At 65.5% G+C, this 12,758-nt stretch carries 10 protein-coding genes; 8 read left to right on the top strand and 2 right to left on the bottom strand.

Translation table 11 applies throughout. The features are described from left to right. Positions 1-8: 8 nt before the first annotated feature. Complete coding sequence (locus VFW93_RS07250) at positions 9-2,120, bottom strand: sensor domain-containing diguanylate cyclase (RefSeq protein ID WP_329693321.1); 2,112 nt, start codon at positions 2,118-2,120, stop codon at positions 9-11. A 297-nt stretch (positions 2,121-2,417) separates the two neighbouring features. Here VFW93_RS07250 and VFW93_RS07245 point away from each other — a divergent pair, with 297 nt between their 5' ends. The 6 genes from VFW93_RS07245 to VFW93_RS07220 all read left to right on the top strand — a co-directional run bounded on the left by VFW93_RS07245 (position 2,418) and on the right by VFW93_RS07220 (position 9,612). Beyond that, positions 2,418-3,083, top strand: coding sequence for a hypothetical protein (locus tag VFW93_RS07245; RefSeq protein ID WP_329693320.1), 666 nt, complete (start codon positions 2,418-2,420; stop codon positions 3,081-3,083). A 238-nt stretch (positions 3,084-3,321) separates the two neighbouring features. Then, positions 3,322-4,749 (top strand): glutamate-cysteine ligase family protein, encoded by a 1,428-nt coding sequence (locus VFW93_RS07240; RefSeq protein WP_329693319.1) that lies wholly within the window; start codon positions 3,322-3,324, stop codon positions 4,747-4,749. Positions 4,750-4,768: 19 nt separating this feature from the next. Beyond that, complete coding sequence (locus VFW93_RS07235; protein ID WP_329693318.1) at positions 4,769-5,803, top strand: M14 family metallopeptidase; 1,035 nt, start codon at positions 4,769-4,771, stop codon at positions 5,801-5,803. Further along, entirely contained in the window at positions 5,800-7,725 is a 1,926-nt protein-coding gene (locus VFW93_RS07230; RefSeq protein ID WP_329693317.1) for a protein kinase domain-containing protein, read from the top strand. The genes VFW93_RS07235 and VFW93_RS07230 overlap by 4 nt, the downstream gene beginning before the upstream one ends. 16 nt (positions 7,726-7,741) lie before the next feature. Beyond that, the gene (locus VFW93_RS07225; RefSeq protein ID WP_329693316.1) at positions 7,742-8,812 is read left to right on the top strand and encodes a polysaccharide deacetylase family protein; all 1,071 of its coding nucleotides are present in this window, start codon (positions 7,742-7,744) and stop codon (positions 8,810-8,812) included. Then, positions 8,809-9,612 carry a hypothetical protein gene (locus tag VFW93_RS07220; RefSeq protein WP_329693315.1) on the top strand — a complete coding sequence of 268 codons (804 nt, stop codon included), beginning with the start codon at positions 8,809-8,811 and terminating at the stop codon, positions 9,610-9,612. The genes VFW93_RS07225 and VFW93_RS07220 overlap by 4 nt, the downstream gene beginning before the upstream one ends. Here the strand turns inward: VFW93_RS07220 and VFW93_RS07215 are convergent. Continuing rightward, entirely contained in the window at positions 9,596-10,576 is a 981-nt protein-coding gene (locus VFW93_RS07215; protein WP_329693314.1) for a LysM domain-containing protein, read from the bottom strand. The two genes, VFW93_RS07220 and VFW93_RS07215, sit on opposite strands and share 17 nt — an antisense overlap. Positions 10,577-10,782: 206 nt before the next feature. On the opposite strand from VFW93_RS07215, the gene VFW93_RS07210 reads away from it, so the two are divergent. Further along, the gene (locus tag VFW93_RS07210) at positions 10,783-11,247 is read left to right on the top strand and encodes a hypothetical protein (RefSeq protein ID WP_329693313.1); all 465 of its coding nucleotides are present in this window, start codon (positions 10,783-10,785) and stop codon (positions 11,245-11,247) included. A gap of 144 nt (positions 11,248-11,391) precedes the next feature. Further along, the gene (locus VFW93_RS07205) at positions 11,392-12,642 is read left to right on the top strand and encodes a TolC family protein (RefSeq protein ID WP_329693312.1); all 1,251 of its coding nucleotides are present in this window, start codon (positions 11,392-11,394) and stop codon (positions 12,640-12,642) included. Positions 12,643-12,758: the final 116 nt, after the last annotated feature.

The following is a 12,758-nucleotide window of genomic DNA, read 5'->3' as shown; positions in this document are numbered from 1 at the left end:
GGGTCAAGTCAGGTGACGACGTCGCCAGCCTGATTCGCGTCCTGCGCCTCATACACCCGGATCGCGCGACGCCCGGATTGCTTGGCCTGGTACATGGCGGCATCGGCCCTCTTCAGGCATTCGTCTTCCGTACCTGGCTCACCCTTGAACAGCACCAGCCCGATGCTCGCGCTGCCATGGTGCTCGATGAGCTTGCTCACCCCTGATGAGGTTGGCACGGCCAGTTGATAGACCTGGGTCAATGCGGCCAGGATCTTCTCGGCCACGGCCACAGCGTGCGTCAAGGCCGGCCCATGTTCCCGCCCCAGATCACTGAGCACGATCACGAACTCGTCGCCGCCAAAGCGCGCGACGGTATCGGCCTCGCGCACGCAACGCTTGAGCCTGCCAGCCACTTCGATCAACAGCATGTCGCCCGCATCGTGCCCGTGCCGATCATTGAGCGGCTTGAAGTTGTCGAGATCGAGGAACATCAGGGCGGCGTAGTCACCAGACCGCTTGTGTCGGGCCATGGCGAGACCGAGCCGGTCCATCAGCAGGCGCCGGTTGGGCAACAAGGTGAGCGCATCCTGGTAGGCCAGTTGCCGCACCCGCTCTTCCATCTGCTTGCGGTCGGTGACGTCGGTCAGAAAGTTCAGGGAGGCAGACTGCCCCTCCCAATCAATGGTGGTGCCACTCAACTCGAACCAGCGCGTCCCCTGGTGATGCGTGAGGACGCGCACCAGGTAGGTGAAATCCTGCGCTCCCGCCAACTTGCGCTTGCGGCGATTGAGCAGCAGCATTTCCCGGTCTTCCTCGTGGATGAACCGACCGAACGACTGCCCGACGATCTCCGATTCAGCCAGCCCCGCCTGCTTGCACAACTTGGGGTTGGCAAATCGAATGATGTCGCCCTGAACCACGCAGATACCTTCGTTGGCGGTATCGATCAAGCGCCGATAACGCTGCTCGCTGCGTCGCAAGGCTTCGGCTTCCCGGCTGCGTTCTACGGCGATGCTGGCCAGGCTGGCGGACTGCTCGATCAAGGCAATATCCGCGGGCGATGGCACATGGGGTTGTCGATGGTAGATGGCAAAAGTGCCCAGCACCGTTCCCATCGATGACCGGATGGGCTGAGACCAGCACGATCCCAATCCCGATCTGGCCGCCAGTTCCTTGTACCCGGCCCAATAGGGGTGCTGCGAGATGTCCTCCACCACCACCCGCTCCCCTGTGAAGGCGGCCGTCCCACAAGAGCCCACCCCCGGCCCGATGGCCAGGCCATGAATCGCCACGTTGTACGCATCAGGCAGGCTGGGTGCCACGCCCTCTCCCAGGTGCTGCCCCTGCCTGTCGAGCAACAGGACACTGCACAACATGCCGGGATGCAATTGCTCGATGCCCTTCACCATGGCCGTGAGCACCTGCTGCAGTGGCTGCCCGGCCGACAAGCGCTCCAGGATCTGGCTGCGGAACTGATCGGCTGCGCGTTCCGCCTGCAGCGCATATTCGGCCCGTTCCTGGTTCATCATGACCAGGCCCAGCGACAACCACAGCACCCCTACCAGCGCGGCCATGAAGGTCACCCCCTGCACAAGGCCGGTGTCCGTGACAGCGTTCACCTGCATCGCGCCCACCGACAGGCCAAGCAACCTCATCAGCATGACCAGCAGTACGGCCAGCGCCCCCGCCGTCAGGATGTAAGCGCCTCGGCCGGGCAGGTCATGCCGGTTTTGCCACAGCGCCAGCAACAACGTGAGGCTCTGAAAGCTGAACACCACGCCAGCCAGCATGAAGCGGTAGTGCTGCGAATGCTGCAAAAAGGAGAACGCCACGCCCACGAACAGCACCGGCAACCACAAGCGCCAGCGCGGCGCGGGTCGTTCCACGAACCTGAAAAAGCCTTCGCCGAACAGGGCGAACATGGCAGACACCGCCACATTCGCCAGCACGATGGACAACACATCGGGAATCTGCCCTCGCAAACTGTAGAGCGTGTAGCCCAAGGCATGCAGCATCAAACCCGCTGCCCACAGCAACATGTTCGCGTGCTGGCGATGCGCAATGAAGGCAATCGCCGCGCCCATCACGGCGCTGGCGATCACGATCACCAGAAACAGCGTCGGTGTGTGCACGACCATGGACGAGAAAGTCTGTTCTATAGGGTGGAATGGACAACTTGAGATGTTGCGCCGACGGTATGACCTCATCCGATCGCAAACACGCCGAAAGACAAGCTAGTTCGGCTGATCGCCATGACAACGGCAGGTGGCCCCCCAGGCTAAAGCCCGATAAACGCCGGGATCGCCCCGGTTGCACCCGGATCACATCCAAAGCAGCTTGACTAAAGTCCGGCTTCTGTCGTCGACATCGCCATGCCGACGCGCCCACCTCTTGAGGAGCCCGACATGAACCCCATTCGCCAAGCAGTCCCGCACATGCCCGCGACCGCCGCTGCCTTGAGCGGCCTGATGGTCTGTCTGGCGACGACACCAGCCCTTGCCGGTGAGTCCTATGTGCAGGTTGGCGCGCCCGGAGTGGTCGTGGGCTACGCCATGACGGTCAACCAGAAGCTGGGCTTGCGCGTCGATGCGGGCACCACCGGCAACGTCAAGCGCACCCACAGCATCTCGGGCGTTGGCTTTGACACCAAGGCACAGTACAACCGCTTCGGCGTGTTTGCCGACTACTTCCCCTTTACGGGGCGCTTTCGCCTGACGGGCGGCCTGACCCTGAACAAGGCACAACTGGATCTCCATTCGCGCTTCGATGGCGCTTCGTCGATCACCGTCAACGGCCACGACATCACGCCCGCCGCCACGGACTACTACAACGCCCAGTTCAAGTTCCCGGCTGTCATGCCCTACATCGGCATCGGTTGGGGCCACCAGGCACGCGCCGCAGGCATGGGCTTCGTGGCGGATGTGGGCGTGTCCATCGGGCACGCCAAGTTCAGCCCGGACACCAACCTGGTTGGCAAGACCTACAACAGCTACACCATCACCCAGGCGGATGTCGACGCCAAGACTGACGAGATCAACCACACGATCGGACGCATCACCCTGCTGCCCAGTGCCAGCTTCGGCGTGAACTACCGCTACTGACCCTTTTTTGGCTTGGTCGCTGCCGATGGTCGCCTCGGCGGGACAATTGCAAGTCTTGGGCGCAAGCCCCGGATGCCGATACCGTTTCATCACGGTGTCGGCATTTTGTTTTGTGGGGCCCGCCAGCGAGACCACAATGCCTGCAGTCTTGATGCGCCTCAAGACTTGCACAGTTTGGAGGTGATGAGAACATGCCAAGTGATCATCATGAAAGCTTGTTCAGCTCAATGACCACAACATGGGCCAGGAGATCACCGCGACCCGCTTCAACGCCGAAGACCTCGCCCGCTTTGCGCAAGGTCTCGCAGCAGAAACACGCCTGGCGGCAGACACCTTCCGGCGCGGCGGCTTTGCCCAGCAAGGTCGCGTAGCGGGCTTCGAGCTGGAAGCCTGGCTGCTGGACCGCAACTTCTACCCCGTTCCCTGCAACCAGAGCTTTCTGGCTCGCATGGCCGACCCGCAGGTCGTGGCCGAGCTTTCGCGCTTCAACATCGAACTCAACGGTGAGCCGCAGCCGCTCACAGGCACCGCACTGTCCAGGCTGGAGTGGACGCTGGCCGACACCTGGTCTCGCTGCCTGAAGACGGCCCACGAGGACGAAGCCACGGCCATCGCCATCGGCACGCTGCCCACCTTGCGCGAGTCGGATCTCAACCTGTCGACCATGACACCGTCAAAGCGCTACGTGGCGCTCAATCAGCAGGTGCTCAAGGCCAGGCAGGGGCGCCCCTTGATGCTGGACATTGCCGCCCCCGCCGGCGGGGACCATCTGTGCACCACGCATGCCGATGTGATGCTGGAAGCCGCCACCACCTCCTTCCAACTCCACCTGCAAGTGCCCTCGCACCAAATCGTGCGGCACATGAATGCCTCGATGGTGCTGAGCGGCCCGCTGATCGCGCTGTCGGCCAACTCGCCTTTCCTGTTCGGCCACCGCCTCTGGCATGAAACGCGCATCCCGCTCTTCGAGCAAGCCGTGGACTGCGGCAGTGACAGGCAGGCCCACGGCCAGCGCGTCAGCTTTGGTGACGCCTATCTGGGCGAAGACCCCACCAGCTATTTCACCGACAACGCCGCACAGTTCCCCGTGCTGCTGCCCATCAGCAGCGACGCGCCGCCCAAGGCCTTTGCCCATCTGCGTCTGCACAACGGCACCGTCTGGCGCTGGAACCGTTTGCTGATCGGCTTTGATGATGCGCGCCAGCCACATCTGCGCATCGAGCAGCGCGTGATGCCGGCCGGGCCCAGCGTGATCGACATGATCGCCAATGCGGCTTTCTACTATGGGGTGGTGCACATGCTGGCCTCTGCGGCTGTGCCACCCGAAAACGCGCTGCCATTTGCCACAACCAGGGCCAACTTCTACCGTGCTGCGCAGGAGGGCCTGGATGCGCCTCTGACCTGGCTTGATGGTCGCACGCGCAGCGCCGCCGACATCCTCATCGACCTGCTGCCCATGGCGCGAGAAGGCCTGAAGGATCAAGGCATCGACGCCCGCGACATCGACCGCTATCTGGACGTGCTGGCCGTGCGGCTGCGCACCCGGCGCAACGGCGCTGCCTGGCAACTCGCCCATCATGCGCAGCATGGCGACCTCTTCAAACTGACGGCCGACTATCTTGAGCACCAGCGCAGCGGCATGCCCGTGCACGAATGGCCGATATGACCGCACCATGGACCACACCATGCTGACCCGACTTGATGCATTGCCGGAAGGCTTCCTGGACACCCCGGCACGAGACCTGCACGAGCTGCTGCAGGGGCCCACACTGATCCACCTGCCCGGCAGACGCATGCCCGAGCTGTTCGTCTCCGTGTTGCTGCACGGCAATGAAGATGTGGGCCTGGTAGCGATCCAGCAGGTGCTCAAGGCGCACGCCGGGCGTGAGTTGCCGCGGGCCATGAGCCTGTTCATCGGCAATGTATCGGCCGCGCGGGATGGCCTGCGTCGGCTTGATCAACAGCCCGACTACAACCGGGTCTGGCCGGGCACCGTGGTGCATGCCGGCACGCCCGAAGCCGAGGTGATGCAACAGGTGCACCAGATCATGATCGAGCGCGGCCTGTTCGCCAGCATCGACATCCACAACAACACCGGGCTCAACCCCCATTACAGCGTGGTCTGCCAGCTCGATGCCAACACGCTGCATCTGGCCATGCTGCTGACACGCACGGTCGTGTGGTTCCGTGGCCCGGAGGGCTCGCAGACAGCGTCATTCGCTGCGCACTGCCCGTCCGTGGCCGTGGAGTGCGGCAAGCCTGGCTACCCGGCCAATGAGGCCGCTGCCGCGCGCTTCATCGAAGCCTGCCTGCATCTGGCGGCCTTTCCTGAACATGGTGTGCGCGAGTCCGATATCGACCTGTATCACACGGTCGCCCTGGTCAAGGTTGCGCCAGATGTCTCGTTCGGCTTCGGTTCGCCCGATCTGCCACTGAACTTCAAGCCGCAACTCGACCACCTGAACTTTGTCGAACTCGATGCGGGTGCGGTTTTTGGTCAGACCCAATTGAGCAAGCCACTGGACGTGCGCGACGAACAGGGCCAGGATGTGGCGGACCTGTTCTTTCGCACCCACCAGGGCGAACTGCAACTGCACCGGCCCTCCATGCCCGCCATGCTGACACTGGATGCCAAGGTGGTCCGCCAGGATTGCCTGTGCTACCTCATGGACCGGGTACCCTTCGACCTGGTCAACCAGAACCCAAGGAAGGTGTCATGACCCAACAGCAGCCCGCCAACGAGCCAGACAACAAGCCCGTCACGGCCGACAACGACCTGCCAGACGAGGACAGCGAAGCCACCGTCATCGTGCCGGCCTCGCAGCAGGCGCGCTACTTTGCGGCGGCTGTGGCGGCCACTCCGGGGCACGCGTCCACCACACCTGCTGCACCAACGGCATCTGCCCCGTCAGCGGCGCCCACCCTGCCGCCTTCCATCAGCCCGCGCAAGGAGCCCGGCACGGAGCCACGCACCGGCACATTGCCCGGCAGCACCGTGCACCATGGCGACCTGACCACCCGCCAGGTGGGCCGCTACGAAGTGCGTGACTGCCTGGGCCGAGGTGGCATGGCCACGGTCTACCGCGCCCACGACCCCGACATCGGCCGCGACGTGGCCATCAAGTTCCTGCACGCCTCGCTGTGTGAGGACGCCGACTGCCGCGAGCGTTTCGTGCGGGAAGCCAAGGCCGCCGGCGGCTTGTCCCACCCCAACATCGTCATCGTGCATGACGTGGGCGAGATCGAGCACCGCCCCTACATGGCCATGGAACTGCTTGATGGCGCCTCTCTGGCCGATGTGCTGTCGGAAGGCAAACCCCTGCCCATCCGCGACACGGTCGTGATGGGCATCCAGCTGGCCCGCGCGCTCGACTACGCGCACCAGCACGGCATCGTCCACCGCGACATCAAGCCCGGCAACATCGTGCGACTGAAAGATGGCAACACCATCAAGGTGACGGACTTCGGCATCGCCCACGTTGAATCCACCAAGGGCGAACAGCACACCCGCTCGGGCGAGGTGCTGGGCACGCCGCAATACATGTCGCCGGAGCAGACCGTGGGCGGCAGGATCGATGGCCGCTCCGATCTGTTCTCGGCCGGCGTGGTGCTCTATCAGATGCTGACCGGCCAGCGGCCCTTCCAGGGTGACAGCATGGTGGCCATTGCCCTGAAGATCGCCAAGGAGCAGCCCACACCACTGGACAAGCTGCGTGCCGACGTACCCGCCGCCCTGCGCCGCGTGGTCGATCGCTGCATGGTCAAGGAGCCGGACAGCCGCTATCAGAGCGGCAAGGAGCTGGCCGATGCGCTCGTCAAGGTCCTCAACGAGATCGACGAAGCCGCCCTGGCCCGCAACCGCCCTCGCATCATCCCCCTGCGGGTGAAGTGGGCGCTGACCATGGCCGTGATCGTGGCCCTTGTCATGGGTCTGACCGCCACGGTCACCACCCGTCGCCAGTACGCGGCCATGATGGACCAGGTGGCCGACAACGGCGCGGCACTGTCGCGCTTCATCGCGGCGCAGAACGCGGTGGCCGCCCTGTCGGAAGACTGGGTGGCCGTGGACGTGACGCTGCAGGAGATCATGAAAACCAAGGACTTCGACAGCGTGACGGTCATCGACCGCGGCGGCATCGTGCGCGCCGCCAGCCAGGCTGCACTGGTCGGCCAGGCTTACCGCGCACCACAAGGCGAAGCGCTGCCCGAGCGCTCCGGTGGCATCAAGACCTGGCGCGCCGTCAACACGGACAGCCAGCATGGCACGGTCCTGGGCTTTGAAGCCCCCATCACCTTTGCCGGCAAGAACGTGGGCCGTGTGGTGCTGGGCCTGCCCGAAGCCCCGCTCACCCATGTGGCGCGCCTGTCCATGAGCCTGATGGCCGTGCTGGTGCTGGTCACCGTGCTGGCCGTGGCCCTGGCCATGTACTTCGTGGCCAACTGGTTCGCACGGCCAATCAAGCTGGTGGCCGAATCGATGGCGCAGATCGCCAAAGGTCGATTCGACCACCGCATCCACGAGCACCGCAAGGACGAGTTCGGTGAACTTTACGTGGCCTTCGATCAGATGGCCCAGGCGCTGCAGGATCGGGCCTCGGGTGCAGGCGCCACCACGCCACCGACACAGAAGCTGGCAGCCTGAACACCGCGCCAGCATCATGACCGGACGTGCACAGGCCTGGCTGGCCATGCTCATCGCCGGCGTCTTGGCCGCCTGCTCGACGGCGCCCTTGCCGCCACCACCTGGCCAGGGCTCGGGCACCCAGGTTGGCCACGCGCCCTCGCTCCAGGGCCAGGTACTGGGCCGCAACGGTCGCCTGCTCATCTACCAGCCAGCCCCGGGCGATACCTTGGCGGAGATGGCCCGGCACTTTCTGGGCTCGGCGGAGCTGGCCTGGCGCATCGCCGACTTCAACCAGCTCGGGCCAGACACCCCACACCGGGTCAATCGCCCCGTGGTCATCCCCCTCACACAGCACAACCCCTTGGGCGTCTACAGCGACCGCTACCAGACCATCCCCATCCTCTGCTACCACCGCTTCGGGCGGGCCAGCGGCAGCACTGCCAGCAGCAAGATGACGGTGTCGGCCACAGCCTTTGCAGAGCAGCTCGACTGGCTCAAACGCAACGGCTACCACGTGCTCAAGCTGGCTGATCTGCGCGCCTGGCTGGATGGTCAGCGCGCACTGCCGCTCAAATCCGTGGTCATCACGGTGGACGATGGCTACGCCTCCTTCTACCACCAGGCCTACCCCTTGCTGCGGCAATACGGCATGCCCGCCACCCTGTTCGTCTATACCGACTTCATCGGCGCAGGTGATGCCGTGGACTGGGCCGAACTGCAGGAGATGAGCCGCTCGGGCCTGGTCGACGTGCAATCCCATTCACGGACCCACCGCAACCTGATCGAGCACCCCAGCGCTGAAAGCGAAGCGGCCTACCAGCAGGCCCTGCTCGGCGAAATCAAGCTGCCACGCGAGCTGCTGACGCAAAAGCTGGGCACCGAGCAAAGCAGTTATGCCTACCCCTACGGCGACGCCAACGAAGCCGTGCTGGCCATGCTGGGCAAGCAGAACTACCAGCTGGCCGTGACCGTCAACGCCGGTGGCAACGCCTTCTTCTCGCAGGCACTGATGCTTCGCCGCACCATGATCTTCGGCGACATGAGCCTGGACGATTTCAAGGCGAGACTGCAGATCAGCCGGCCCACGGGGGCCCACGCGCCATGATGCGATACGGCGTGCGCCCACTGGTCATCGCGCGGGTCATCGCCCTGATGTGCGCCTTGCTCGCGGCCTGTACAACCATGCCCTCTGGCGAACGCGGCCGCGCCCTGTCGCCCTCAGCCGAGGCCTTCGAGCAGACCACCCTCGCCAACGCGCAGGCACAGATGCAGCAAGGGCATCTGGCCGAGGCTGCCACGAGCTGGGAGGTGCTCAGCGTCCTGCGCCCGGACAAGCCCGCCTACGCGCAGCAACTGGTGCAGACCAGAGTGCAGATCACGCAAAAGGTGAACGAGCAGCTGCCCGCCGCGCGCCAGGCCCGGCAACGCGGAGCGCTGGATGAAGCCAGCCAACGCTATCTGGCCATCCTGGCGCTGCAGCCCGACCACACCACAGCCGCACAGGCCCTGCGCGACATCGAGCAACAACGCAACAAGCAGCTCTACCTGGGGCGCTACTCGCGCCTGACGCTGGCCAGGTCGGCATCCGGCAAGCCGGCCACACAGGGCAATCAGGCCGCCAACACGGTGTTGTCGGCGGAGCGCAATGCGCTGGAACACGCCGCCTTGCTGGCCGGCCAAGGCGAGTTCGATGACGCCATCACCTTGTTGAAACAGGATCTGGCGGCCCGGCCCAAGGATGCCGCCACGATCTCGCTGCTGGCCGATGTGTACTACCGACAGGCGGTGTCCCTGGAAAACAAGGACAGGCCCGCCGCCCTGGCGGCACTGCGCCAATGCCTGCGGCTGGAGCCCGGGCATGCCCCGGCGCGCCGCAAGCTGGCACAACTCACTTCAAGGCCTTGACCTTTTCCTTGAGCGTCTGGGCCTTCTGCTTTTCCAGTCTGGCCATGTCGTTGCCGGGATCCAGCTCCAACACACGGTTCCAGTTCGCGATGGCGCCATCCAGATCCTGTCGGGCCATGGCGGCACGCGCCTTCTGGACATGGCGATCGACCAGCTGCTTGCGCACGGCCTCCGCCTTGTTCGCCGAGCCGGATTGCCCCAGAGATGCCGCCAGGCGGTAGTCGGCCAGCGCCTTGTCCAGATTGCCCGCCCGCTCGGCCGCCTGGGCCGACTGCATGGCCTTGGCTCCCGGGCTCAACTCGGCAGGCTGAGCGGGTACCGAGGGTGCGGGCGCAGGTGTCGGCTCGACAGGCGGCGCAACCGGCACCGGGGCGCTCACCGGTGCAGGAGCGGGGGCAGGGGGCGGCGCAGGCGGTTCGCCCTTGCTGCTGCCCTTGGTTCCGCCCTTGGCGCCTGACTTGGCGGGCTTGGGCGGCTCACGGTCTTCCACCGGTGGCGCCTTGCCTGGCACGCGGATCACCTGCCCGCCAGCCACCTGCTTGGGCACCTTGATGTCGTTGTAGCGGGCCAGCCCGTAGAACAGGTAGATGTCGCCAAGGAAATGCCCCGCAATGCGCGACAGCGACTCCCCGGCCTTGACCGTGTAGCTGAAGGACTCCTTGCCCAGCAACATCACCGGGTCGGTGGTCAACTGGCGCATCAGGCTCAGGGCCAGCTTGTTGTTCGGGTCCAGCGTCAGGGCACGCCGCAAGATCACGCGGGCATCGTCCTCGTGACCGTCTTCCAATTCGTCCACCGCCGACTGGGCCTCTTTCTGGGCCTGCTGCATCGCCGCCTGGGTAGGTGGCGCGCCGGGAGGCTGCGGCACGGGCGGCCCGACCAATGGTGGCGGCGCGGTCGGTGCGGCCTGGTCATTGGCCGGCTGATGCGAAGCACAGGCGGCGACCAGCCAGGCGCATGCCATGGCAGCGGCCCGCATCCCCCAGATCCACCCGGTTGTTTGATTTGCGTGCATAGTGATGACCATTTTGCAGCGTTTCGGCGATCTGCATGCTCTACGCTTCTGCCATGCTTTGCGCAGCGTCAGCCGCGCATGGTAAAAATCGCTTGACCTTGCCCCCATGTCAAGGTTCATAGTGACACATCAGACACGTCGATATCCTGCCCGCCATGCCCTTTCGCACCAGCACCACCACCTTGCGCCGCCTCTGCGGCCTGGTGTTGCTGGCGTGGCTGTTCGGGGCCTTGAGTGGCACGGTCAACGCCTGCATGCTGGCCGAACCGGCGTCAGACGCTCCGGCCGCGCACCATCACCACGAGGAGCAGGGGCCCGAACACGACCATGAGCATGAGCACGGCTCTGCGGCCCTGCACGCGCACGCCGACGAGCAGGCCCAGCGCCCCGATCATCAGGCGGACAACCATGTCCTGTGCCACAAGTTCTGCAAGGATCAAAGCCTCACCCTGCCCCACCACAAGGGCCTGGACGAGCAGGATTTCAGCCCCACGCTGATCGCACTGAGCGGCCCCGTGCTGCCGCCCACACCGGCCCTCCCCCCCACCACGCGCTGGATGGAAGGCCCACAGGCCCAAGGGCCACCATTGGTCATTCGCCTTCTGCGACTGACCCTATGACCTCACCTGGCGACTGACCGGCCCGGGCTTACATGCTCAGGTCGGCGGTCGCTTTTGCATGGCTCCTCGTGGCGAATGGCCACGACCGGGGCCATTCGCCGTGGCCGCCCGGCCATCCGCCCTTTCTCTCGACGACCTTCTGCCATGAGCACACTGCGATTGCGCGCACTGGCCTTGTTGCCGGCCTGCCTCCTCACGCCGTGGTGCGGCCCTGCACTTGCCGCCCTGGCCCCACCTGCCCCGGATCTGGCAGGCGCCCTGCAGGCTGCCACCGCGCGCGACCCCGAAACCGCCCAGCTGCGCCTGCGCCAGGCTGCCGCCGAAGCAGGTGTGCAGGTGGCGCAAGGCCTCACACCGGCACCAGCGGCCGTGTCCCTCAATCACCTCAGCGACCGCCTGAATCAGAACCTCGGGCGCCGGGAATGGGAGGTCGAGCTGGGCGCACCGCTGTGGTTGCCAGGGCAACGCCAGGCCAGTGTCGACACGGCCCGCCACGCGCTCGCCGAATCCGAGGCTCGCCTGAACTGGCGCCGCCTGCAACTCAGTGGTGAACTGCGTGAAGCCTGGTGGCAGGTCGCCCACGCGCGCACGGCCACCGCCCTGGCGCAGCAGCGCCTGCAGACGGCCCAGGCACTGCAAGCCGAGGTGCTGCGCCGCTACCAGCACGGCGACCTGGCCCGACTCGACGCCAACCTCGCGCGCACCGAAACGCTCGCCGCGCAGGCCGAGCTGATGGAGGCTGGCCAGAAGACGCAGCAGGCCGAACAAAGCTTTGCGAATCTGACCGGCACCGAGCCGCCCTCCACGCTACCGCCCGAAAACATGCCCACGGCAGGTACCACCGCCGATCTCGATCACCCTCAATGGCGGGCCCTGCAGGCCGCCGCCACCCTTGCTGGCGACAAGCTGGCCCTGCAATCGGCCAGTGATCGCGCCCCGCCGGAGGTCGCCGTGCGCTGGACTCAGCAACGCAGTGACGCGCTGAACCCCTACGACCAGGCCATCGGCGTCAAGCTGACCCTGCCGCTGTCATCCGGCCCACGTGTGCAACAAGACAGTGCCCTCGCCCGCGCCGAGATGGCACAGGCAGAGATGGCGCTGGCTCGCGCTCGAGAACAGATCGACCGCGCCATTCGGCAGGCACGAAGCGAACTCGACATGGCCTTGCAGCAACTGGCGCTGGCACAGGAACGCAGCCAGCTCACGGCCGACAACCTGCAGCTCGCCCAGAAGGCCTTCAGCCTGGGCGAACAGGACTTGAACGCCCTGCTGCGCGCTCGCCTGGCCGACCATGAAGCACAAGCCGCCCTCAGCCAGCAGACACTGGCCCGCGACACCGCCATATCCCGACTCCGACAGGCCCTGGGCCTGCTGCCCGAGGAGGCCCATCCATGAACTTGCCCCGTCCATCCCTTGCCTTGTTGACGCATGCCCTTGCAGCCATCGTGGTGACCCTCGCGTCGGCTGCGGCCTGGGCCCACGGTGGTGAAGACCACGGTGAAGCAGCGCCC

The organism is Aquabacterium sp., from assembly GCF_036279675.1.
Lineage (GTDB): Bacteria > Pseudomonadota > Gammaproteobacteria > Burkholderiales > Burkholderiaceae_C > Aquabacterium.
The sequence above is the reverse complement of the archived record's forward strand: the minus strand, read 5'-3'. Positions and strand labels throughout refer to the sequence as shown.